This window comes from Cupriavidus sp. PET2-C1, assembly GCF_054515855.1.
This window is the reverse complement of record NZ_CM137260.1, coordinates 2,718,076-2,741,484: the sequence shown is the minus strand read 5'-3', so window position 1 is coordinate 2,741,484 and position 23,409 is coordinate 2,718,076. Positions and strand designations below refer to the sequence as shown.

Sequence of the window (23,409 nt, the reverse complement as noted above, 5' to 3'; positions counted from 1 at the left end):
GTCGTCAGTCGTCGCTGGCCTCGAACGCCTCGGGGCGCTCCAGGATGGAAAAGCCCTGCGTCCAGTTCTGCCAGGCCACCTGGCAGGAGCGCAGGCACATCAGGACGAAACCGGCCAGCACCAGGTAGTAGATCCAGCTCTTGTTCCACTCGATGGTGGTCATCGGCTCATCGCCCACCACCAGGATGTAGCGCCAGACCAGCCAGCCGGCGTAGCCAAGAAAGGCGGTGCGCGCAATGTCCACCAGCGTGGACAGCGCGCGTGCCGGCGCATGCGGCAGGTAGCGGTAGATCAGGTCCACCTGGATATGCCGGCTCTTGCGCACACACATCGCCGCGCCGATGAACACCACGCCGATCAGGCAGTACGTGGCCAGCTCCTCGGTCCAGGCCAGTGAGTCGTTCATCACGTAGCGGGTGAAGAACTGCAGGAAGACCAGCACCGTCATGAGCCAGAACAAGCCCAGCGTGATCCAGTCCTCGGCGGCGTAGCCGGCAAGCTCCACCCGCTTGTTGTCGGCCTCCTCGAAGCTGTGCGCCAGCTCCGCGGCGGTGGCCAGCTGCGGCGCACCGCCTGGGGTCTCGCCGGCGACGGCCTGCGCGGGCAGCTCGTCGGCAAGTCGGGAACGCATTTCCATGGTGTTGCTCCGCAAAGACTGCGATCTGCCTGATCTGTCAACTGTGAACTGTCATCGGCCATCCGGCGCCTGCCGCCGGGGTCACTGCACCGCCTGGATCTTGTCCCAGTCGGCCTTGCGATAGCCCTGCGATTCGAAGCTCACGTTCTTCAGCACCGCGTCGCGGTACTCCGGCACATTGATGTCGCTGACCGTCAGGCCCTTTTGCTTGAATACGGCCACCAGCTCCTTCTCGCGCGCCACCACGTCGGCGGTGGCGCGTATGGCGGCTTCCTGCGCCACGTCGCTGAACATCTTGCGGTCGGCCTCGGAGAGCTTCTTCCACAGGCCGCCCGAAATCACCGTGTTGAGGTGGTCGACGATATGGCCCGTGAGCACGATGTACTTCTGCACCTCGTAGAATTTCTTGGCTTCAATGGTGGGCAGCGGGTTCTCCTGCGCCTCCACGGTGCCGTTCTGCAGTGCCAGGTACACCTCGGCAAAGGCAATCGGCGAGGTATTCACGCCGCAGGCGCGCGGCATGGCAAGGTAGGCTGGCACATCGGGCACGCGCATCTTCAGGCCCTTCATCTCGGCGCAGTGCGAGAAGGGCTTGTTCGAGGTGGACTGGCGCGTACCGTAGTAAGTCGTGGCGACGATATGGTTGCCCGATTTTTCCTCGTAGCCGCGCGTGAGCTCCTTGTAGATATCGCTCTTGGTATAGGCCAGCAGGTGGTTGGCGTCGCGGAAGGTGTAGGGGTAGTAGGTCACGCCGATGCGCGGGAACGACTTGGCGGCAAAGCTGGAGCCCGAGATGATGATGTCCACCGACCCCATCGCCAGGCCCTGGTTGATATCGTTCTCCTTGCCGAGCTGGGAGGCGGGGAACACATCGATCTGGTACCTGCCGTTGCTGCGCTTCTTGATCTCATCGGCGGCCCACACCGACCACTTGTGAAACGGCTCCGAGGTCTCGTACACGTGCGCCCACTTGAGCTTCGTCTGCGCCAGCGCGCTGCCGCAGGCCAGGCTGGCCACGCAGGTTGCCAGCACGAGGGCGGCCGGCAGCAACGTTGATGGCAGGCGCAGGGAAAATGGCTTCATGCTTCGTCTCCTTCGGTGTGGTGGGCCTTGCGCTCTCTCGCGGACGCGCTTGCGGCGGTCAGGTGCTGCGGTTTTGGATCTATGCGGCGGTGAGCTGTACCTTGGTGCTGCGCGTCTTGTCCGCGGCCAGCGCGAATGCCTCCACGGCCTGCGCCAGCGGCAGCTGCGCGGACAGCAGCGGACGCACATCAAGGCGGCCTTGCATGAGATAGCGCACGGCCCAGTCGAACTCGCGCCCGAAGCGGAACGCGCCGACGTACTCCAGCTCGCGCGCCATGATGTTGTTGGCAGGAAAGTGCAGCCCTTCGGCCGGCAACGTGCCGATCTGCACGATGCGCGCGCCACGCCGTGCGGCCAGCAGGCAGGTACCGAGCGCCGCGCCGCTGCCGGCAGCTTCCAGGCAGACATCGGCGAGATCCTGCAGCGCCTGCGGCGGCTCCCGGTCGGTGCGGATCACCTGGTCGGCGCCAACCTGCAACGCTACCTCGAGCGGCCGGTCCGCGATATCGCAGGCGATGATGTGCGCGGCGCCGGCCAGGCGCGCGGCCATCACCGCAAGGCTGCCGATGGTGCCGCCGCCAGTGACCAGCACTGTCTTGCCCAGTAGCTCGCCGGCACGGTTCACGCCATGCAGCGCCACCGAGAGCGGCTCGGCAAACGCAAGCTCACCCAGCGAGATATCGCTGTCCACCGGCGTCAGCTGGCGCTCGTGCATCAGGAAGTGCTCGCGGAACATGCCTTGCACATGCGGATAGATGCTGGCGCTGCCGAGAAAACGCATGTTCCGGCAGAGGTTGTCGCGCCCGGCCCGGCAGTAGTCGCATTGCCCGCATGCATGCGAGGGATTGATCGCCACCTTGTTGCCCGGCGCGACGCGCGTGACCGCGCTGCCAACGCGGGAGACGATGCCGGCCGCTTCGTGGCCCGGCGTCAGCGGCTCGCGGATCACGAAGGCGCCGACCTTGCCGTGGAAGTAGTAATGCAGGTCCGAGCCACAGATGCCGGCCGCGCCGAGGCGCACCTCGACCTCGAACGGCCCGGGAGCAGCAGGTTCCACCTGCGTGAAACGCAGGTCTTCGCTCGCATGGATATGGCAGACCAGGGACATCATGACTCCTCGGCAAGCTTGCGCGGCTTGCGCCGCGTTGGGGTTGGCTCGGTTGGCTCGGATCGCTCGGCTGGCTTGCCGGGCTCGGTTGGCGCGCCTGCGGGCCACGCCGCGTAGAAGCGGCCGTGCGAGGCTTCCAGGTGCTGGCACATGGCGTCGCGCGCGGCATCTGGCGAGCCCGAGGCGATGGCTGCCACCACGGCGCGGTGCTCGGCAATGGCCGCATGCCAGCTGGACGCGTTCTCGAAGTGGCTGCCGAAACGGGCAAAGAGCGGGTTATGGCGCTCGTCGAACAGCTCGGCCACCAGGCGCTGCAGCACGGCATTGCCGGAGACTTCGGTGATCCGCAAATGGAACAGGCGATCGCCCTTGACCGGAACCTGTCCCGCGCCGGCCTCCTCCTGCATGATGGCGATCGCTTCTTCCAGCGCGGCCAGCAATGCCGGCGTGGCATGCCGCGCGGCGTTGGCCGCCATCTCACCCTCGATGGTCTGTCGCGCGCGAATCACATCCAGTGGCGGCTCGGCCATCACGCTGCCGGCACGTGCGCGGTCCGGCGGACAGGCGTAGATGCCCGAGCCCATCCGCACCTCCACCAGCCCTTCCACCTCCAGCGCGATCAGCGCTTCGCGCACCGATGGCCGCGACACGCCCAGCTGCACCGCAAGGTCTCGCTCGGGCGGCAGGCGCGCGCCCACTGGAAACTCACCGTTCTCGATCAGCCGGCGCAACTGGTCGGCAATCTGGCGGTACAAGCGGCGGGGTTCGATCTGCTGCAAGGGCATGTCGGCGCGCGATCCCGAAAATGATTTGGGCCAGAAGGTAAAGTGGCCTGACCAATTTTTAGGAAGTTTTTTCGCGCGCTACAAGGGAAATTTATGCAGCGCCGCAGCAGGCGGGCGCCGGTGGCTACCCGGATGCCCGCGCCAGGGGCCGATACGGCATGGGCCGCGGCTGCAGCAAAGAATGTGGCGGGGGGGGGCTTGTGCACGCGTCCCGACAAAATGCAGCTTACGGGACAACCCCAATGTCATCGTCCTTGGACTCCCTGCGACACTTTCTATACTGGAAGCACAAGCAGAAAGACAGGAGACGGCAATGCTGCACTTCACGTCACATGATCTTGTGTTCCTGATTCCGATGGCGCTGGTTGGCATGATTGCCTTCGGCGGGATCCCCTTCACGGCCCGGGCCTTGCGCATCAGTTGCCGCGCGGCGGGTGCGATCTTCGGGGCTCTGCTGGCGGTGGCCTTGCTGGAGGCGCTTCCGTTGCTTATCTGAACGCTTCGAGCGTTCCCGGCTTGCTTGTGAGAATGGGGGCCGCTATGACACTGAGCCTGCTGGCTGTCTTGATGGCGGCGTTCCTGCTGGTCACCGTGGCCACGGCGATCTGGCGCTGTAGCCACCCCTACCGCATGCGCTATCGCCGCTGCGCCGAGCAGCGCAAGCGCGCCGGCATCTGCCGGCAAATGCAGCGGCACTAAGCGCGCTGCACTGTGTGATGCATCGTCATCGGGCCTGAAGCGCCCGGTCGCTGATCGTTTGCGTGGCTGCGTTTGCCCGCCCGGCCGATCAGATCTCGATCATCGCGAATTCGCCCTTGCCCACGTCACATTCAGGGCAGCGCCAGTCTTCCGGAATGTCGTCCCAGCGCGTGCCGGGGGCGATGCCATCATCCGGCCAGCCCTGCTCTTCCTCGTAGACCCATCCGCAAATCAAGCAAACCCAAGTCTTGTAAACAACGGCTTCCTGCTGCAAAACGCACTCCTGTATCGATTCCGGGCGAAATGATACAGCGTTTTTTGCCCGTACCCCGCCGATTGGGCCAAGAGGCGGAGCGCAGGGGATGGCAACGCCACCCCCTGCGCGGGCAAGGCCAGGTTTGCCGGCGCTTCACTGCCGAATGGTGAAGTCGACCCGGTTGGGTGCGCCCTTGTCCTTGATGCCATCGGCGTTGAGCTTCGAGGCGGTCAGGAACAGGCGGCTTTCCGGCACCTTGGCGTCGCGCTCCAGCGCCTGCTTGACCGCCAGCGCCCGCTGCTCCGCCAATTGCCGGAGTTCCACATCGGTCACCGGCGCGTTCTCCAGCAACAGCGTCTCCATCTCCTTGGTGGGCAGGGATTTCGACAGCCCGATCATATTGCGCGGCTTCTTGAAGGAGGCGCGCTTGTAGACCGCTTCCAGGTACTTCGGGTACTCCTGCGGCGACACCGTTACCTTGGCGCCTTGCTCGCCTTCCTCGCTCTCTTCGGCCACGGCACCCGCCTTCGCGCTGGCGCGCATCTCGCGCGATTTTTGCTCAGCCACGCGCGCGTCCAGCCAGGCACGCTTGGCGCCGGCGGTATCGGTGGCGGGATCGATGCGGCCGCTGATCTCCAGGCGCAGCGCCGGGCGGTCAGCCAGGGCCTTGCCCAGCGTCGCGATCTTCTGCGTGGCCGCCGGCGTGAGCGTGGACGTGCCTGGCGCAAACTCCACGTAGCCCAGTTCGTCGCCACCGCCAAAGGCAGAGGCGATCAACGAGAACGGCGAGGTAATGGCCTTGGTCAGCAGGTTGACGATCACCCGCACGATCACGCCACCGATACTGAACTCCGGGTCCGACAACGAACCCGACACCGGCAGGTTGATGTCGATCACGCCATTGCGGTCCTTCAGCAGCGAGACCGCCAGCAGCACCGGCAGCTTGGTCGCGCTAGGGCTGTCGACCTTGTCGCCAAAGGTGAGCTGGTCCAGGTAGAGGTGATTGCGCGCGTCCAGCTTGCCGTTCTCGATCTTGTACGCCACATCGACCGTGAGCTTGCCCTTGGTGATCGGGTAGCCGGCGTACTTGGCCGCGTACGGCGTCAGCCGGGTCAGCTCCACGCCTGCCGCCTTGGCGGCGATATCGAGGTAGAGCGTGTCGGCCAGCGGATTGAGCTTGCCGTCGATGGTGACCGGCGCATCATCGTCGATGCGGCCTGCCAGCGTGAGGTCGGCGGGCGTCGGCTCGGTCGAGGACACCTTGGAGACCGATCCCTTCATATCGGTCAGGTTGGCGCTGTAGTTCGGCTTGACAAAGAAGTCCGAGAAATTGATGTTGCCTTTCTCCACCGTCACGCCGCCAATGCGGATCTGCGGCTTGGCCGCGGCGGAAGCCACAGGCGCGGGCACCGGGGCCGGTGCGCCGGCGGCGCTCGCCGGCGCGGGACTGGCTTGCGTCAGGCTGGTGGTGGGCGCCGCCTCACCCTTGGCAGCGCCGCCGGCCATCACATCCTGCAGGTTCAGGCGGCCGTTGGCATTCAGGATCACCCGCGCGTAGAAGTCCGACAGCGCGACGCCGGCCACGCCGACCTTCATCGGCCCCTTGGCCTCATCCATGGCGAAATCGATGCCGCTCACCGCGAGCGAGCGCCAGCGCAGGAAGTCGTCACCGGTCACCCGGTCGACGCTGCGCACATTGCCGAGCAGCGCATTGCCGGTAAAGCGCGCGGCGATTGGCTTGCCGGCGGGGGCTTCCACGCCGAGGCGGCCCTTGACGGTAGCGGCGCCGCCACGCAACGCCGCGTTGAAGCGGTCGGCCAGGTAGGGCTGCAGCGGCGCGAGGTCCAGCTCCCGGAGGTCGACCTGCAGTTGCGCCGCGGGCCCGCTAGGCAGCACGGTGCCGTCGAGCGCCATCGCGCCACGCCGGCCCACGTCGGCCTTGAGCTTCACCGGGATGGCCCCGGCCGCCATCGGCCAGTTGAGCGCGCCCGTGCCGAGGCTGATATTGCGGAATTGATGAACCACGGGGCGGTCGCGGTTGGCGGCCGCGGGCGCATAGTCGGTCACGCGCAGGCTGCCCCCATCGAGCGTGAACTTGCCGAGCTGTGCCTTCCATGGCAATGGCTTGGCGGCAGCCGCGCTCTCGGGCTGGACAGCCTTGGCCTGGACGGCGGCGCTGCGCTGGGCGGATTTCTGCCTGGATTGCACAGCCCACAGGCGCGCGCTTTCGAGCAATTCGCCGTGGAAGTCACGCGTGATGGCGATTTGCGGCTTGGCGACCACCAACTGGCCGGCCTGGAAGGAATGCGCGCCAAGATCGAACGCGATATCCTCCAGCGCCACGCGCTCGGCGAGCATCAGCGGCAGGTTGGCGGTGTCGCTGTCGTCGCGGGTACGCGCGCGGCGCGCATCGCGCCGGCGGTCGCTATCGGCAGCGGCAGGTTTGCTTGCGCCAGTCGTGGCGGCTGCCACTTGCGCCACCGTCACCGGCTCCCGGGTGGTCAGGTAGAGGGGCGCCAGTTCGACGCGGGACTTTTCCAGCGAGAAAGCAAACGCGGGGCCGCCCCACGCCATCTTGTAATGCAGTTCGGCATGGATGGCCGTGTCGCCAAGGCGGGTCTGGAGCTCCGCCGGCCACCATGCGGCAAACCCTTGGGGCTTCAGGCCGCTGGCTTGCAGCGTGCCGTCCATGGTACCGCCACGCAGGGACAGCTCGCCCTCATGGCTAAGCGTCTGGCCTTCGCCGATCGTCAGCTTGGCCTGCACCTTGGCTGGCTTGTCGCTGTCGCCGGAGAGGCCGGCCACATCGGCGTCAAGCGGCCCGAGCGCGAGCGTGCCGGGCCCGGAAGGCGCCGAGTCGTCGCGCAGGCCCAGGCGGGCCTCTTTGACGGTGATCTGGTCGATCGCATAGCGCCAGGGCTTTTCAGGCACCGGTGCAATGCCGGCGGCGGAGGGTGCCGATGCCGGGCCAGCCTTGGCCACCACAGGTGCGGAAGCCGGGCCAGCCTTGGCTACGGCCGGCGCGGATGCGGGCGCCGCTGCTGCTGCCGATGCGGCGGCAGCCGGCGCGTGAGCCGGCTTTTCTACCTTGGCGGCTTCCGGCAGGAACGCGCCGGCCAGGTCGAGCGAGCCATCGGCGCGCCGCACTGCCTGCACGGCCAGGCCATCCACGGAGAGGCTGCGCAGGTGGGCCATCCGCCCCAGCGGTTCAATGCGCGCGATGTCCACCGCTATCCGCCCGGCCTTCACCAGCGGCGAACCATCATGCTTGCGGATATCGGCGTCGCGCAGCGCCGCGGTGCCTGCCAGGAAGACGTCCTGCTTGTCCTTGTCCTGGATAAAGCCCAGCGTCAGCCGTGAATCCAGCAGCCCACCCTTGATATCCGCATCCTTGAGCTTCGGCGCGAACGGCATGTAGCGCGCCAGCTCCAGGGCATCGAGGTTGATATTCAGGTGGGTCTCGCGCGATGCCGCGAACGGCAGCATGGTGCCGTCGAGCGCCAGCGCGGAGCCGTTGATGTTCGCGCTCAGCGTGGGCCGGGTGACGATCTCCACGTCATGCGGCAGGTTGGACAGGAACGGCAGCGTGATGGTGAGGTTGTCCACGCGCTGCGTCTGGTCGAGCAGCTTGTCGTCGAACACCAGGCTGCCGCTGGTCAGCGCGATATTGTTGACCGAGAAGCGCGCCGGCTCGGATTTTGGCGCGGGCGGCTTGGCCGCGAAGCGCTCCACGATGTCGGCGTAGTTCATGCGGCCGTTGGCGTCGCGCGCAAGATGCAGCGCGGGCCGGTCGATATGCACGGCATCCACCACCGGGGCGAAGTGCCACAGTGACGCGATGGCGCCATCGATCTTGGCTTCGCCCACGGTCAGCATGGGCGTGGTGCCATCGGGCTCGTAGATGGTAATGTCGGAAACGTCGACGGCCAGCGAGAACGGATGCACCTCGGCGCCCCCGAACGTGACCTTGCGCCCCAGCGCTTCGCTAGCCTGCTTGGCTGCGAACGATTTGATCAGCGGTGGCCCGCCAAAATACCCGGCCAGGCCAAACACCGCCAGCGCGGCCACAATGCCGCCGGCTACCCGCAGGCCGGCCCTGCGACGTGGCGTTGCAGTTGCTGCCTGCATGGAGAACTTGATTGCCATGTGATCCCAGAAGATTCGACCCCAACTACCCGCGTCCGCTATCCGAACCCGCTGGAGAACACGATGTAGCAAGCATTCCACACAGTGTCGCCAGACGGATCGGCCACTTTGTGGCCCGGATTTCACTTTTTAACGACATTATCGCAACGCTTGAGGGCAAAGCAAAGGCATTCAAAGGGATTTAAAAAGGATTTCAGGACGATCCCAAAGGGAATTCAAGCGCGCTGGCTCGAGCCGGCTCAACGCCGATCTGGTATCGTCACGCCTTTGCGAAGCGTCCCGTCGCATGCCAGCGGCTTATCCGCCACTTAGTGCCTGCTTCTCCCGCGCTGTACCCTCCGGCCAGAACCCTCCACGTCAACCGTGTTGCGCGCTTCGCATGCGAACCATTTCCATGCGAGTCTCCTCATGTCTACCATCAGCAGTACTGCCGGAGCAGATAGCGCGCACAGCCAACAAGCGCGCCCGCTGACCGGACAGGATTACAAGACGCTTGCCCTTGCCGCCCTCGGGGGGGCGCTCGAGTTCTACGACTTCATCATCTTTGTCTTCTTCGCCACCGTCATCGGGCAGCTGTTCTTCCCGCCGTCGGTGCCGGACTGGCTGCGCCAGCTGCAGACCTTCGGCATCTTTGCCGCCGGCTACCTGGCTCGCCCGCTGGGCGGCATCATCATGGCCCACTTCGGCGACCTGCTTGGCCGCAAGAAGATGTTCACGCTTTCCATCCTGCTGATGTCGGTGCCGACGCTGCTGATGGGCCTGCTGCCGACCTACCATGCGATCGGCCTGCTGGCGCCCGTGGCGCTGCTGCTGCTGCGCGTGATGCAGGGCGCGGCGGTTGGCGGCGAAGTGCCCGGCGCCTGGGTGTTCGTCTCCGAGCACGTGCCCGCGCGCCGCACCGGCTATGCCTGCGGCACGCTGACCGCAGGCCTGACGGCCGGCATCCTGCTGGGCTCCCTGGTGGCCACCGGCGTCAATACCATCTTCACCCCGGCCGAGCTTGTCGACTGGGGCTGGCGCATGCCTTTCCTGCTGGGCGGTGTGTTCGGCATCGGCTCCATGTACCTGCGCCGCTGGCTGCATGAAACCCCGGTGTTCGCCGAGTTGCAAAAGCGCAAGGCGCTGGCCGCGGAAATGCCGCTCAAGACGGTGGTGCGCGATCACCGCGGCGCCGTGGCGGTATCGATGCTGCTGACGTGGATGCTGTCCGCGGGCATCGTGGTGGTGATCCTGATGACGCCCACCTTCCTGCAGAAGATCTATGGCTTCGATGCGCGCACCGCGCTGGTAGCCAATAGCGTGGCGACGCTGTGCCTGACGGTCGGCTGCGTGGTGGCCGGCCTGATGGCCGACAAGGTGGGCCCGCGGGTCACCCTGTTCGTTGGCGGCCTGCTGCTGGCGATCAGCTCGTACGTGTTCTACAGCACGCTGCACACACGCCCCGACCTGCTGATCCCGCTGTACGCGGTGGCCGGCTTCTTCGTGGGCACCATCGGCGCGGTGCCATATGTGCTGGTCAAGGCGTTCCCGGCCCAGGTGCGGTTTTCCGGGCTGTCGTTCTCGTACAACCTGTCGTACGCGATCTTCGGCGGGCTGACCCCGATGATCGTGACGCTGATGCTCAAGAACGATCCGCTGGCCCCCGCCTACTACGTGGTGGCGCTGTGCCTGCTGGGCATGGTGACGGCGCTGTTCGTCAAGGACCGCTCGCTCGCCTGAGCCTGATGGCAACCGCTGCGCCTGCGTTGAGCCACACGCCGGCCATGAAAAAAGGAGGGCCGCATTCGCGCCCTCCTTTTTTACGCCCATGCGCTGGCCAGCGCTAGCGGCGATGCTGCTTGAAAAATTCCCACATCAACGCGCTGGCATCGGGGCCGATCGGCGCATGGTAAGGGTAGTCGCCATCGCCGCCGCTCCAGGCGTGATCAAGGCCGGCAACCTCGCACAGCTCGACCAGCTCGCGGTTCCAGGTGCCAAAGCTGGCTTCCAGGTAGTCCCCGGCCGGCAGCAGGGCACTGGCTGGCTGGCCGTTGGCGCTGTCAGCCTGCGCCACATCTGAATCCGCATCTGCATCCGCCGCGGCGGCTTCCTGCTCCGCGCCGGTGAGGTGCCTCACCGCGGCGCCGTTCATCCGCTCCTCGACCCGGTCGTTCATGCCGTTGTAGGCCAGGAACTGACGCGCGAGCAAGCGGGCGTTGACGGGATGCACCGCCCCGTCGTCCATGCCGTGCAGCACGATGGCCGGCATCTTCGGTCCGCCCGGCGTCACGCCGGCGGCATCCAGCAACATCGCCGGGTCGGCTTGCGTGCCGTGCTGCATGGCCCGCAGGCCGTCGCTGGCCGTGTGGCCCGCGCCAATCACGACCCCGGAATGCAAGCCCACGGCGGCGATCTTCTCGGGATAGCGCAAGGCCACCACCGCCGCCATGCTGGCGCCCGCGGACAAGCCTGCCAGATACACCTGGTCGGCACGGACGTCCCGCCTGGCCGCCAACGCGTCGATCAATACCGCCAGTGCCTGCGCCTCGCGGCCGCCTTCCGTGGCGCCCAGGTCGAACCACTGCCAGCAGCGCTGCATCTGGCGCCGCAGGGGCTGCTGGGGATAGGCCACCATGAAGCCTTCGCGCTCAGCCAGGGCGTTCATCCGCGTGCCCGCCGCGAGATCTTCCGGCTTCTGCCGGCAACCATGCAGCATCACCACCAGCGGCATGGGCCGCTTGGGCGCGCCGGAGGGCACGTATAGCCAGTAGGGCAAGCGAGGCACCAGCTCGCCAGGCAGCGGCGCGAGGCGGTGGTGGTGGGGAGCCCATTCTCCGGGCAAGGGGTGGCGCGGTGGCAAAGGCAGCGGCGCCGGCGAGCGCGCCCGAAGACGGGGCGCTGCGGGATTCAGTGTAGCGATACGGTTGAACCACGTTTTGAGATGGTGCGCGGACTGGGGCTGCGCCCGGCTGATCTGCCGGAGCTGCGCATGCCAGTCCGCCGAAAGGCTCTTGGTCATGAAGACTCCTGCTATCAAGATTGTTGCGATGCAGCATAGCACACGACAACCCGGCGCTCGCTGCCGCTTTTCCACCACATGTTATGAAAGACAGACATTAGATTCTTTCATCTAATGCACCATGCGCCCGCAGATGCACTTCCGTGAGTGCCCACAATGACTAAAACACTGAATTCAGCCGACGAAAGAATGCAGATCACTAAGAGATAGCGGCAAAAGGCGCGCGGTTATACTGCGTTTGCGTGTATCGCAGGCAAACGGAGAATGTCATGACCACGCCCGATGCAGCGTTTCCAAGCTGCTCGCTGTGCTTGTTCCAGCCAATCTGCCGCAACGCGGAGGCGCCAGCCGCAAACGATCGGCAGCGCAGTCTGGCCCCGGCCAGCATGCTCTGGCGCGCCGGAGAAACGGTGCACCGCCAGGGCCGGCCCGTGATGGCCATGTTTCCCGTGCGCGGCGGCAGCGCCAAATCCGTATTCGAGTCTCCGCTTGGCTGGCGCCAGGTGACCGCCTTCGCGCACCCGGGCGAAGTGCTCGGGCTGGAGGATCTCGATGGCCGGGCCCATTGCACCAGCGCGGTGGCCATGCAGGACACGCACTGCTGCGTGGTGCCGGTGGAGGCGGCGCGCGCGCACCTGCTCAGCGCCGAATACCGCGAGACAATGCTCAGCACGTTGCGCCGCAATGCCGAGCGCGAGCGGACGCTGCTGGTTGCGATCGGGTCGATGAAAGCCGCCCAGCGGCTGGCTATGCTGCTGCTCGACCTCGCTGGCGAGCAACGCCGCCGGGGCAATACCGGAGCGGCGCTGACCCTGGCGATGTCGCGCAACGATATTGCCAGCTACCTGGGACTGACGCTCGAAACCGTATCCCGCCTGCTGGCGCGATTTGCCACGGTCGGGCTGATCACCGTGCGGCAGCGGCAACTGCGCATCGTCGATCCGGCGGGGCTGTGCTCCGTCTACGAAGACCCCGAGCGGGTGCCGCTACGCCCGCCCCAACCGGCGACGGATAACCCGTCCGCTTCCGCTCCCGGCCAGGCCCGGCTAGACACCGCCAGAGGCATCCACGCCGCGGGCGCCTCGGTTGCGTAGGACGGACGCTGATAGCAAGGCCGTGCAAACGCCGCTATGTTCAGACCATGTCGCCGTGTGCGGGGTAGCCCCCGGGAACATCACCCTGCGGCCATGCCGCTGGCGCTCGATATCGCTTCCGGTGCCTGTATCTCTATGCGGGACTTCCCTTTCGCCGTGCGCGCGGGCCTGGCGCCACTTGGCTTCCTGATGATGACCGGACTGGTGCCGGCGGCCCCCGCGCCGGCCTCGCTGTCAACGCTGGCGAGACTGCTGCTAGGCACGGTAGATGGCAGGAGCACCGGCATGAGTGGCGTGACACGCCTTACCGGCGGTGTGGCCAGCTCAGACACAGAACTCGACACGGCTTGCCAGGAACTGACGCGCGCCGGGCCATTCATGCTGGACGCCGCAACGCGGATGGAGGGATGCAGCGTCTCGCCCGGCAAGCGCGTGCAGTTCCGCCTCAGCCTGGTTGGCGTGGATGCGACCCGCGAGGGCACCGCGGCGTTCATGGCGAGCGCCCGCCCCGTGCTCGAGCGCGGCATCTGCCGCAACCCGGACGTGCCCGTGCTGGGCCAGTTAGGCATCACGCTGAGCTATCGTTACGCGGGAATCGGCAACCGGCCGCTGGGAGACGTCACGATTACGCCAGACCGCTGTGGCCCGAAGTAAAGACGCGAAGTAAAGACTATTTTCTTTCCTGCGCGCATTCCTGGCGATACGCCTCGTCGAGCTTCTTGCGCTCCGCTTGCCGCTCGATATTGGGATGGGTGCTGCCATCCGCGCTGGTCACGGTGGCTTTGCCGGTGGTCCATTGCGCTCCCCTGGGCAGTGCATTGATCTTGTCGAGCAAGCCCTGGCAACGGGTGCGCTGGGATGGCGTGAGGGTGCCGTCCGCCGCCGGCCCGACATTGTCGCTGGCGGTATCCAGCAAGAGCCGCGGCGGCGGCGGCGCGACCATCGGCGCGGGCACTTCCAGCTCGGCGGCAGTGGCAGCCTGGCCCGCAAGCAGCCCCAGGCCCAGGGCGGCAGCCACGATGATCGAAGCCCGTTTCATGTTCAGTTCTCCACAGCGGGGGCGCATTGCGCCTTCCATGACGATGTTCCAGGGGTCGCCCTGCCGGCTGGTACCGAAAAACCCGATGTTTCCGATGTCCCTCCTTAGGTGGCGGCAGCCGCCGGCAATACTGGCACGAACCAGACTTAGCTTCGTTCCTTGCCGTTGCCGGCCCGACCAGTGCGATTGCGCAGTTGATCAAGCTTGAGCAGCGCATCTGCAAGCATACTCTTGAGGCGGGTGTTTTCCTCCTGCAGGTCTCGCAACTTGCGGCTGTCGCGCGCTTCGCTGCCAGCGCCCTGGCCGTACTTGATGCGCCAGCCATAGAAGGAAGCATCGCTAAAACCATAGCGCGCGCATAGCTCGCGGACCGGCACGCCGGTGGCGGCTTCCGCCAGGTAGCCGCGGATCTGCTCCTCCGAAAAACGTCTGTTCACTGACTGCCTCCGCTTGCAAAGGCCGCTCGTGCCAATGCCAGAGCGTGACCACTTCCACCCCTGCCGCAAAGCTACCATCCGCACCGCAAAAGGCAATTCAGTGTGTTCAAGCCACGAGTTAAGCAAATTGGAGGGGCAACCCGCCGCGAGACGACCCCCGCCTGACCAGCGACTTACAGCGGTTCAAGCCAACCTTATAGCATATCACCCATGGCCGAAAAAGCAATTCAACATTTCAACTTTGTGAATTAGAGAATTTTTAAATCTAGTACCATCACATGCCAACCTGGAAAACCAGCATCAAAAAATCAGAACGAATTGCCAATATTTGACATTCCACCCTCTTTATTTACTGATTCGTTTTTTTACGCTCATTCAACCGAAGAAATCCGGTTAAGCGAAAAAAACACACAATTTTTCGGTGCATGACACACACAATCGAGCCAATTCATGAGCCGAATGACAAAAATACTTTCAATGTCTTTATGTACGAACAAAGAGTATTTTTTGAACGAGCTTTATGAAATGGATTTCATAAGAGCACTGGCTAGTTTCAAAGTTCTGTATTAATCTTGTCCGGCATTAACTAAATTTCGATCTCCAGCAACCGGGCCTCGCGTCCCGGCGCAGACTGGCGACGATAAGCGCAACGCGTAGCCGGTCGTCTGGTCATTTTTTCAGCGTTGCTTCTTTCTCCATACCGGTGCGGCATGGGCTTCGGGGTCTTGGCGCAGAGACAGAGAAGAAAACAAAAACAAGTTTCGAATCGGGAGAAGCCACCATGCGGCATGTCAGCACCAAGCTCTTGCACGTTTTCGTTTTGTTGATGGAATATCGTGACCTCAGCGCCGTCGCCGCCTGCACGCAAGGCCGGGTTCCGACCATTGCCTACAGCCTCGCACGTCTGCGCGAAATCACCGGTGACCCACTTTTCATCAAGCGCAATGGCACGCTGGAACCTACCGCGCATGCCTTGCGGCTGGAGCAGACCGCGCGCCAGATCTTGTCAAAATGGGAGCAACTGGTACGCCCGCTCGCCCCCGTCGCCGAGGCGGCAAGCCCGCACCGCCGTATCTCGATCGGGTTTTCGCCGTCGATCGGCGATCCGGTCATCACCGAGATCCTCACGGCCTTGTGCGAGCAGTTTCCCGATGACCGCTTCATGACGCGGCCGGTCTTTGCCGACGCCGCGCTGGCCACCCAGCTTGGCAGCGGCGAACTGGACTGCGCCTTCGTGGTCGATAGCCATTTTGTGCCAGAAGACATAGCGCTGCACAACATCATGGCCACGCCGCGCCGCCTCGTCAGCGTGGTGCGGCCAGGTGGCGTTGAGGATGCGGATGGCCGGCACGAGTGGATACTGCTGCAGGAAGACACCGAGCCCGGCAGCCCGCTGCAGGGTTTCCTGAACCGGCTCGCGCACGATCCCGCCTACCGGGAAACCATCGTGCCGTCCTGGCACACGCAAGTTGCGCTGCTGCTTGCCGCGGGCGGCATCTGTCCGCTGCTGGACTTCAACGTGCCTCTAGTGGCACGCACACACAAAACGCGCCTGTTGGCGCCGCCCGGCAGCTTCCCGGAATGGGCAGCCCTGCATTTCTGGGCGCCTGTGCGCGCCGGCAACGCACTGCGCGGCATCATGGAGATCGGGAGCACCGTGCTGCGTGATCCCGTCACCGCCATCGACCGCCGTCACCAGTCACACGAGACGCGCACCTCTGCCTACGCAGCCTGACCCTGCTGCCCCCTGCTGCCCCCTGCTGTCACTGAAGCACGCCGCGCCGCGCTGCGGCGTGTCGGCCTGCGGCTAGCCACGCCCGCCGGCCCGTGAGAGTTTCCGCGTCCTCCTCTCAAAATTGAGAATAGTCTCAGTCCTGACGCCGAAGCCAACGCTTATGCTTCATGGGCACCTCCTGCTTCCTGTTCGTCCGAGCAAAGCATGCGCCTGGAGGTGCTTTGTTCCTGTGCTGTTCGCGCCGCCGGCGAAAAGCCGTGCGGCGCTTTTTTTTTTCGAGGGCGCGATCCCCTTGCGGCAAGCGCCGCCCAACGCGAATCGAAGCACTCGCTTTTCATGTTCGCGGCATCCGTGCCGCAAGCCCTTCCAGCTCGCGCCAGGCATGTGCGGCCCGGACACCGTGCATGCCTGCGCTTGCGCAGGAGCATTGCCATGCCTTTGAAAATCTTGATTGCCGATGACCATCCCGCCATTACGCTCGCAGTCAGGAGCCAGTTGCGCAACCAGACCGGCTGGGAGGTCTGCGCGGATGTTCACAGCTCCGCAGAGCTGCTGCAGGCCGTGCGCGCATTCCGGCCGGATATCGTCGTCACCGATTACCACATGCCCTGCAGCAACGCGAGCGATGGCATCCGCCTGCTAGCCAGCCTGCGGCGGCACTTTCCGGCGCTAGCCGTGGTGGTGCTCACCATGATCACCAACCCGCTGGTCCTGCGCGCCATCCTGAACGCAGGCGCCCATGGCCTCCTGCTCAAGGACTCGCAGCTGGACGAACTGGTCACCGCCATCATCCGCGTCGAACGCGGGCTGCGCTTTATCGGCGACTCTGCCGCGCGCGTGCTGGAGCAGTCCGGCGCCCACTACGCGCCCGGCAGCGCCGGCGCCCTGTGCCTGTCGGTACGCGAGTCCGAAGTCATGCGGCTCTACCTCAGTGGCAACTCGATCACCGGGATTGCCGGGCAGCTGAGCCGCAGCGTCAAGACCATCAGCCGCCAGAAAAACAGCGCCATGCGTAAGCTGGGGGCCAGCAATGAGCGCGAGCTGTTCGACTTCGCGGCGCAACAGGGCCTGGTGCTGCCGAACCCGGATCGTCCTCACGAGAGCCAGCCGGCCAGCCAGTCCGACTGGCTATAATCGCAGCGCCGCACAGGCAGCCGTTTCTGCCAGCCTCGCTACTTAGCCAGCCAACGTCATCGCCATGTCCAACCTTGCCGCAACCACCGCACCCGCCGTTCCGGGCACCCCATCCGATGCGGCAAGGCCCCTGCGCGTGCCCGCCATGCTGGTGGCGGCGCCGGCCTCGGGCCAGGGCAAGACCACCGTGACGGCCGCGCTGGCATGGCTGCACCGCCGCGCCGGCCGCACCGTCCGCGTCTTCAAAAGCGGCCCCGACTACCTCGACCCCTCCATTCTCGCGGCTGCCAGTGGCGCGCCGGTCCACTCGCTCGACTTGTGGATGACCGGCGCCGAAGACGCCGCGGCACGCCTTGCCCAGGCAGCAGCCGAAGCCGACCTGATCCTGGTGGAGGGCGTCATGGGCCTGCACGACGGCACCCCCAGCAGCGCCGACCTGGCGCGCCATTTCGGCCTGCCGGTGCTTAGCGTGATCCAGGCCGGCGCGATGGCGCAGACGTTCGGCGCGCTGGCCTTGGGCCTGGCTGGCTACGGCCAGCCGCTGGCTTCCATGCAAGTGCTTGCCAACGGGGTGGCCTCCCCGCGGCACGCCGACATGCTGAAAGAGAGCCTGCCGGCGCATATCGCCTGGGCCGGCGCGCTGGCGCACGACAACGCGGCATCGCTGCCCGAGCGGCACCTGGGCCTGCTGGCGGCCGATGAACTGCCCGACCTCAACACGCGGCTGGACCGCCTCGCGGATGCGCTCGCCGGGCAACCCATCGGCGCCCTGCCCGCGGCCGTGGAGATCGCCGCAGCGCCGCCGCTGCCCGTGCCGCCGCCGCTGCTGGCCGGCAAGACCATCGCCATCGCCCGCGACGCCGCGTTCCGCTTTATCTACCCTGCCAACCTGGATACGCTCCAGGCGCTCGGCGCCCGGCTGGCCTTCTTCTCCCCGCTCGACGACGCTGCCTTGCCCGCCTGCGATGCGCTCTGGCTGCCCGGCGGCTACCCCGAGCTGCACGCCGCGCGCCTGTCGGCCAACACAGGCATGCTGGCCGCCCTGCGCCAAGCCCATGCCAATGGCCTGCCGATCCTGGCCGAATGCGGCGGCATGATGGCGTTGTTCGAGACGCTGGTCGACAAGGCCGGGCATAGCCACGCCGTGGCGGGCCTGCTGCCTGGCACGGTGATCATGCAACGCCGCCTTGCCGCGCTCGGCCATCAACAACTGGCGCTGCCCGAAGGCACCTTGCGCGGCCACACCTTCCATTACTCCAGCGCGCAAACCCCGCTGGCGCCCTACTGCCACGCCACCGTGCCGCGCGACGGGTCGCGGGGCGAGGCGGTGTTCCGGCAGGGCGCGCTGACGGCGTCCTACACGCATCTGTATTTCCCGTCCAACCCGTTGTCCATTGCGGCGCTGTTCGGCGGCGCGCGGTAAGCGCAAGCATCACGCAATGCCACAAAACTCGCGCCGGTACTGCTCCGGCGTGACGCCAGCCTCGCGCTGGAACATCGCGATAAACGCGGATGCCGTGCTGTAGCCGAGTGCGAACGCGATCTCCTGCACGCTGCGGCCCGCCTCCAGGGCATCGATGGCACGCAGGAAGCGCAGACGCTGGCGCCAGTCGCCGAAGGACATGGCCAGCTCGTGCTGGCAACGGCGCGCAAGGGTGCGTTCGGTCATGTGCACGCTGGCGGCCCATTCGGCCAGCGTGCGATGGTCGCCGGGATCGGCCTGCAGCGCCTCCAGCACCGCGGCCAGGGCGGGCGTGGTTGCCGCCGGGAGGTAACAGCGCTGCACCGGCGCCACGGCAAGCTGGTCAACCACCACATGCGCCAGCCGAAGATCGGCCGGCGTGCGCGGCACATGCAGGTCGCGCGCGGCAAAATCCGCCAGCACGCTCTTGATGATCGGGCTGATGCGCACCGTGCAGGGCTCGGCCGGCAGTTGCGCGCATAGGCCGGGCTCGATGTAGATCGAGCGGTAAACGATCGCGTGGCGCAACGTGCAGCTGTGCACCACCTTTGGCGGAATCCATATCGCGTACTGCGGCGGGGAAAGCAGCCGCATGCCCACGGTTTCCATCTGCATCGAGCCGTGCGCGGCGTAGTTCAGGTGACCCCAGCTGTGACTGTGCGCCTCCGCCAGGGTATCGGCGCCGAACTCGTCGTAGCGCAGGTAGAAGGGGCCTTCCATCCCTTCGACATCCAGGATCGGCAGGAAACGCCACTTGTCGGCCATGGCCATGCTTTTTGGGTCCGTTGCTACACAGAGTCCGGAATTCCGGTCGATATGTCCTAATTGAGCTATATAGATCAACCCAGACGCGCTCATGATAGCGTTCCAAACACATCAGAGAAAGCGCTCATGTGGCAATACGCCTTTCCGCTCCTGGCCGTCGTGACCTGGTCAGGCAACACCGTCGTCAGCAAAATGGCCGCCGGCACCATCGCGCCGGCCGAGATCAGCTTCTACCGCTGGTTGCTGGCAGCCGTGCTCTTCACGCCGCTGGCACTGCGTCCCGTGCTGCGCAACTGGGCCGCGATCCGGCCCGGATTGGGGCGGATCGCCGTGCTGGGCTTGCTCGGCATGGTGGCCTATCAGTGCCTGGCCTACTATGCCGCCTACCTGACCACGGCGACCCACATGGGCATCATCGGCTCGCTCACGCCGATGATGGTGCTGGCATTGTCGATCTTGCTACTGGGACAGGGCCTGACCGCTGGCGCCGTGGCGGGGTCCGTGCTGTCGATTACCGGCGTGCTGGTGGTCGTATCGTCCGGAAACCTGGGCAGCCTGCTGACCAGCGGCGCCAACCTCGGGGACGCACTGATGCTGCTGGCCATGCTGGCCTACGCGGTCTATGTGATCTTGCTCAAGCGCTGGAAGATGAAGGACGTGCCGGCGCTGCAACTGCTTTACCTGCAGATCGTCGCCGCCGTCATCGCGTTGCTGCCGCTATACCTGCTCACGCCAAAGATGGGCCTCTCGGCCGCCAATCTCCCTCTGGTCGGGTTCGCCGGGCTCATGGCATCGATGGTTGCACCGCTGGTGTGGATGCACGCCGTCGCCCGCATCGGGCCGAGCCGTGCGAGCATGTTCTTCAACCTGATCCCCCTGCTCACCGCGCTGATCGCGGCGGGCTTGCTTGGCGAATCGCTCGCGCCATATCACGCGGTCGGCGGGGTGCTCACGGTGTTGGGCGTGCTGCTGGCCGAGATATGGACGGCGCCGTTGCGGCTGCAACTGGCCCGGCCGTAGGGCCAGCTGGAGTAGTCAGGACGGTTGGGGCAAGGTCATCGTGGATGCCGCGCTCACACGGCGTCCGCCTTGTCCTGCTGCGTGCGCAGCACCGCTTCGGCAATGCCGCCCTCAAGCTCTTCCAGTCCCTTGGACAGATTGCGCATGGTGGTCTCGGAGACGTTTTCCAGCACATCCTGCAGAAACGCCGAGCGCAGCGGCAATGCCTGCTCCACAACGCCATGGCCGAGCGCCGACAGGGTGACGTTGGTCACGCGGTTGTCGCGCTCGCTGGTGTTGCGCTCGACCCAGCCGAGCTCCTGCAGCGCCTTGAGCTGGCGCGTGAGCGCGCCCGGGTCCATGCCGACGCGGTCGGCAAGGGGCTTCTGCGCGATGGGCCCGGCGTGGGTGTACAACGCGGACAGAATACGCCAGCGCGGCAAGGGATGGCCGATGCGCTGCTCGAAAGCCGCGGCATAGGCCCGGTAAGTTCGCCCGAACTGCTGTAGCACAGCCAGGCTTTGACGCTCCAATTCCACTCCAATCTCCTGCTTGGGGCACCGTCACGCGACGGGCAACCTCCCCACATTATCGGCTAGCCCCGCGCCCTACTCCGTCGCCATGACCGGCTTGACGGCGCGCTCCAGCTTGATCGGCGGCACCCGCCGTGAACGCCACAGGCCCAGCACCGCAATCACCGCGGCCAGCGCCAGCCCCATATGAATGGCTCCAACCAGCGACAGCCGGGCCTGCTCCAGCAACAAGGCGCCATTGTGCCCGGCTGCCTCCAGCTGCGACAGCAGGCTAGCCTGCGCCGCGCGGTCGATCAGGATCTGCGGATCCGCCATGCGCGCCTGCCACTGCCCGGCGCCAGCGCTCTGCAGCGCGTCGTGCACGCCACTGAGGTAGCTGCGCGTGACCAGCGTGCCCACCACGGCAGTACCGATCATGCCGCCGACCATGCGCAGCGACTGCAGCATCGCCGTGGCAATGCCCAGATGCTCGCGGCCCGCGGTCTGCTGCGCGAACACCGTCAGGTTGGGCATGATGAAGCCTAGCCCGAAGCCACATAGCAGCATCATGCCCAGCAACAACTGGTGCGACATCCCGCGCGTCGCCTGGGACAGCCCAAGGCAGGCCAGCGCCAGCATGCCGAATCCCGCATACAGCATATTGTTAGGCTGGCGGATGCGGGTGATGATGCGCCCATTGATGATACTGCCCACCGTGATGCACACCACCAGCGGGGTCACCAGCACGCCCGCCTCCTTCGGCGAATAGCCAAAGCCCCCCTGGAACAGCAGCGGCGCGTACAGCAGCAACGAGAACATCGCGAAGCCGACAAACACGGCCAGCAGGAACAACGGCGCCAGCCCGGGATTGCGGAACATCTCCAGCGGCAGGATCGGGTTCGGCGTGCGGCGCTCCCATTGCCATAACCCAACCAGCGCACACACCGACATCACCAGCAAGCCGCCGGTGAGCAGCCCGAACCCACGCTCGGGCATCAGCTCCACGCACAGCTGCAAGCCGCCCAGCCCCACGCCGATCAACGCCGCGCCGAGCCAATCCACCTTGATCGCGCCGGTATTGGTCTGCTGGCGCAAGTGCGGCAGGTAGCGCCAGGCAAACCACAACCCCAGCAAGCCCACGGGCAAGTTCACGTAGAACACCGAGCGCCAGCCATAGGCCTCGGTCAGCACGCCACCAAGCGACGGACCCACCGCGTTGGCAATGCCGAACGCCGCGCTCATCATCACCTGCCAGCGCAAGCGCACATGCGAATCGGGGAACAGGTCAGGGATACAAGCAAAGGCAGTGCCCACCAACATGCCGCCGCCAATGCCCTGCAGGCCGCGCGCAAGCACCAGGAACGGCATGCTCGTTGCCATGCCGCACAACGCGGAAGCCAGCGTGAACACAACGATGGACACCATCACGAAGGGCTTTCGCCCGTAGTAATCGCCCAGCCGCCCGAAGATCGGCACGGTGATCACCGACATCAGCAGATAGGCCGTCGCCACCCAGGCGTAGTACTCGAACCCCTGCAGTTCCGCCACCACGGTCGGCAGCGCGGTGCCAACCACGGTCTGGTCAAGTGCGACCAACATCACCACGAACGCGATACCCAGCATGGCCAGCAGGGACTCGCGGAATGGCAGCACCTGCCCGCTGCTATGCGCCTCGTGAGGCTGCGAAATCATTTTATTGTTCCATCAATGATTGTGTAGTCAACCATTATAGGACAGGGTTTGGGGGGGCAGTGATAGAGATTGCGATCGTCGGCGGCATGGACCGGCAAAACCCATCAAGCCAGAGCCACCCCATACTGCGCAAGAAACATCGCAACCGCTGAATCCACCACCTGCCGCTGCATCGCCGCATCCAGCGGCGGCTGTCCCATGGTGATCTGCGGCCAGAAGGCAAAGGCCTTGATCAGCGCCTGCAGCTGACAGGCGGCAAAGGCGGGATCCGCCGCTTTCAGCTTGCCGTCGGCCTGCGCCGCGCGTATCCAGACATTGATGCCCTCCTCCCGCTCGCCCAGCCTGGCGACCATTTCCCTCGCCCGCTCTGGCGAGTGGATGGTCTCGGCGATGGCAACGCGTGCCAGGTCGATGAAGCTGGCGTTGTTGAGCATGTTCATCTTCAGGCGCACCAGCTCGCGCAACTGCGCATCCACCGGCTGGTCGCTCGCGTAAGCCATGTCAAGGTCGCCTTGGCTGCTCTCCCATAACTGGGAAAGTATCTCGGCAAACAGCTCGTCCTTGCTGGCGAAGTGGTTGTACACCGTGCGCTTGGAAACCGCTGCCCGGGCGGCGACCTTGTCCATGCTGGTGACTTCGAAGCCGTTGTCGCGGAACTCGGCGATGGCGGCCTGAATGATGGCTTCGCGTTTGCGATCCGTCAGGCGTTGGGCTGGGGGCATGGCGTTCCTGGGGGGCCTTGGCGTCGGGGAAAGGGGTAATTTTACACCGACAAGTTTACTTTCCAGAAAATGGAAACTACACTGTGCAGTACAGTTTTGCAAATCG

The 23,409-nt window shown here is 65.5% G+C and carries 22 protein-coding genes; 9 read left to right on the top strand and 13 right to left on the bottom strand.

Going from position 1 to position 23,409, the window contains the following annotated elements; translation table 11 throughout:
• Positions 1–4 precede the first annotated feature (4 nt).
• The 4 genes from ACX12D_RS32235 to ACX12D_RS32220 all read right to left on the bottom strand — a co-directional run bounded on the left by ACX12D_RS32235 (position 5) and on the right by ACX12D_RS32220 (position 3,613).
• Entirely contained in the window at positions 5–637 is a 633-nt protein-coding gene (locus ACX12D_RS32235) for a TRAP transporter small permease (RefSeq protein WP_459375037.1), read from the bottom strand.
• Positions 638–718: 81 nt separating this feature from the next.
• Positions 719–1,720, bottom strand: coding sequence for a sialic acid TRAP transporter substrate-binding protein SiaP (locus ACX12D_RS32230; protein WP_459375036.1), 1,002 nt, complete (start codon positions 1,718–1,720; stop codon positions 719–721).
• Positions 1,721–1,799: 79 nt separating this feature from the next.
• On the bottom strand, positions 1,800–2,828 hold the full coding sequence (locus ACX12D_RS32225) for an L-idonate 5-dehydrogenase (RefSeq protein ID WP_459376587.1): 1,029 nt from the start codon (positions 2,826–2,828) through the stop codon (positions 1,800–1,802).
• Positions 2,828–3,613, bottom strand: coding sequence for a FadR/GntR family transcriptional regulator (locus tag ACX12D_RS32220; protein ID WP_459375035.1), 786 nt, complete (start codon positions 3,611–3,613; stop codon positions 2,828–2,830). Before ACX12D_RS32220 ends, ACX12D_RS32225 begins: the two co-directional genes overlap by 1 nt.
• Positions 3,614–3,926: 313 nt before the next feature.
• On the opposite strand from ACX12D_RS32220, the gene ACX12D_RS32215 reads away from it, so the two are divergent.
• Complete coding sequence (locus tag ACX12D_RS32215; RefSeq protein ID WP_006163669.1) at positions 3,927–4,109, top strand: hypothetical protein; 183 nt, start codon at positions 3,927–3,929, stop codon at positions 4,107–4,109.
• A 44-nt stretch (positions 4,110–4,153) separates the two neighbouring features.
• Positions 4,154–4,312, top strand: coding sequence for a hypothetical protein (locus ACX12D_RS32210; protein WP_170301920.1), 159 nt, complete (start codon positions 4,154–4,156; stop codon positions 4,310–4,312).
• 88 nt (positions 4,313–4,400) lie between these two features.
• On the opposite strand, the gene ACX12D_RS32205 is transcribed toward ACX12D_RS32210, so the two are convergent.
• The gene (locus ACX12D_RS32205; protein WP_459375034.1) at positions 4,401–4,586 is read right to left on the bottom strand and encodes a rubredoxin; all 186 of its coding nucleotides are present in this window, start codon (positions 4,584–4,586) and stop codon (positions 4,401–4,403) included.
• 135 nt (positions 4,587–4,721) lie between these two features.
• The gene (locus tag ACX12D_RS32200) at positions 4,722–8,714 is read right to left on the bottom strand and encodes a DUF748 domain-containing protein (protein ID WP_459375033.1); all 3,993 of its coding nucleotides are present in this window, start codon (positions 8,712–8,714) and stop codon (positions 4,722–4,724) included.
• 408 nt (positions 8,715–9,122) lie between these two features.
• Here ACX12D_RS32200 and ACX12D_RS32195 point away from each other — a divergent pair, with 408 nt between their 5' ends.
• A complete protein-coding gene (locus ACX12D_RS32195) occupies positions 9,123–10,433 on the top strand; it encodes an MFS transporter (RefSeq protein WP_441640033.1) in 1,311 nt (436 codons plus the stop codon).
• A 103-nt stretch (positions 10,434–10,536) separates the two neighbouring features.
• On the opposite strand, the gene ACX12D_RS32190 is transcribed toward ACX12D_RS32195, so the two are convergent.
• Positions 10,537–11,712 (bottom strand): extracellular catalytic domain type 1 short-chain-length polyhydroxyalkanoate depolymerase, encoded by a 1,176-nt coding sequence (locus ACX12D_RS32190; RefSeq protein ID WP_459375032.1) that lies wholly within the window; start codon positions 11,710–11,712, stop codon positions 10,537–10,539.
• Positions 11,713–11,981: 269 nt separating this feature from the next.
• Between ACX12D_RS32190 and ACX12D_RS32185 the strand changes: the two genes are divergently transcribed.
• Together ACX12D_RS32185 and ACX12D_RS32180 are read left to right on the top strand one after the other, a co-directional pair.
• Positions 11,982–12,806, top strand: a complete 825-nt coding sequence (locus ACX12D_RS32185) for a Crp/Fnr family transcriptional regulator (RefSeq protein WP_459375031.1) — start codon at positions 11,982–11,984, stop codon at positions 12,804–12,806.
• A gap of 135 nt (positions 12,807–12,941) precedes the next feature.
• Positions 12,942–13,460: a hypothetical protein gene (locus ACX12D_RS32180; RefSeq protein ID WP_459375030.1), complete on the top strand. Its 519-nt coding sequence runs from the start codon at positions 12,942–12,944 to the stop codon at positions 13,458–13,460.
• A 16-nt stretch (positions 13,461–13,476) separates the two neighbouring features.
• On the opposite strand, the gene ACX12D_RS32175 is transcribed toward ACX12D_RS32180, so the two are convergent.
• Positions 13,477–13,845 carry a hypothetical protein gene (locus ACX12D_RS32175; RefSeq protein WP_459375029.1) on the bottom strand — a complete coding sequence of 123 codons (369 nt, stop codon included), beginning with the start codon at positions 13,843–13,845 and terminating at the stop codon, positions 13,477–13,479.
• A 146-nt stretch (positions 13,846–13,991) separates the two neighbouring features.
• Positions 13,992–14,282, bottom strand: a complete 291-nt coding sequence (locus ACX12D_RS32170) for a transposase (RefSeq protein ID WP_459375028.1) — start codon at positions 14,280–14,282, stop codon at positions 13,992–13,994.
• Between the two features lie 781 nt (positions 14,283–15,063).
• Here ACX12D_RS32170 and ACX12D_RS32165 point away from each other — a divergent pair.
• The 3 genes from ACX12D_RS32165 (at position 15,064) to ACX12D_RS32155 (ending at position 18,574) form a co-directional block, all read left to right on the top strand.
• A complete protein-coding gene (locus tag ACX12D_RS32165; protein WP_459375027.1) occupies positions 15,064–16,017 on the top strand; it encodes a LysR substrate-binding domain-containing protein in 954 nt (317 codons plus the stop codon).
• Positions 16,018–16,449: 432 nt separating this feature from the next.
• Complete coding sequence (locus ACX12D_RS32160) at positions 16,450–17,151, top strand: response regulator (protein ID WP_459375026.1); 702 nt, start codon at positions 16,450–16,452, stop codon at positions 17,149–17,151.
• A gap of 64 nt (positions 17,152–17,215) precedes the next feature.
• Entirely contained in the window at positions 17,216–18,574 is a 1,359-nt protein-coding gene (locus ACX12D_RS32155) for a cobyrinate a,c-diamide synthase (RefSeq protein ID WP_459375025.1), read from the top strand.
• Positions 18,575–18,583: 9 nt separating this feature from the next.
• Here the strand turns inward: ACX12D_RS32155 and ACX12D_RS32150 are convergent, their stop codons facing one another.
• Positions 18,584–19,378 (bottom strand): AraC family transcriptional regulator, encoded by a 795-nt coding sequence (locus ACX12D_RS32150; RefSeq protein ID WP_459376586.1) that lies wholly within the window; start codon positions 19,376–19,378, stop codon positions 18,584–18,586.
• 126 nt (positions 19,379–19,504) lie between these two features.
• On the opposite strand from ACX12D_RS32150, the gene ACX12D_RS32145 reads away from it, so the two are divergent.
• Positions 19,505–20,398 (top strand): DMT family transporter, encoded by an 894-nt coding sequence (locus ACX12D_RS32145; RefSeq protein ID WP_459375024.1) that lies wholly within the window; start codon positions 19,505–19,507, stop codon positions 20,396–20,398.
• Positions 20,399–20,451: 53 nt separating this feature from the next.
• On the opposite strand, the gene ACX12D_RS32140 is transcribed toward ACX12D_RS32145, so the two are convergent.
• The 3 genes from ACX12D_RS32140 to ACX12D_RS32130 all read right to left on the bottom strand — a co-directional run bounded on the left by ACX12D_RS32140 (position 20,452) and on the right by ACX12D_RS32130 (position 23,303).
• Entirely contained in the window at positions 20,452–20,916 is a 465-nt protein-coding gene (locus ACX12D_RS32140; RefSeq protein ID WP_441640042.1) for a MarR family winged helix-turn-helix transcriptional regulator, read from the bottom strand.
• A 69-nt stretch (positions 20,917–20,985) separates the two neighbouring features.
• On the bottom strand, positions 20,986–22,581 hold the full coding sequence (locus tag ACX12D_RS32135; RefSeq protein ID WP_459375023.1) for an MFS transporter: 1,596 nt from the start codon (positions 22,579–22,581) through the stop codon (positions 20,986–20,988).
• Between the two features lie 104 nt (positions 22,582–22,685).
• Complete coding sequence (locus ACX12D_RS32130; protein ID WP_459375022.1) at positions 22,686–23,303, bottom strand: TetR/AcrR family transcriptional regulator; 618 nt, start codon at positions 23,301–23,303, stop codon at positions 22,686–22,688.
• Between the last annotated feature and the right edge of the window lie 106 nt (positions 23,304–23,409).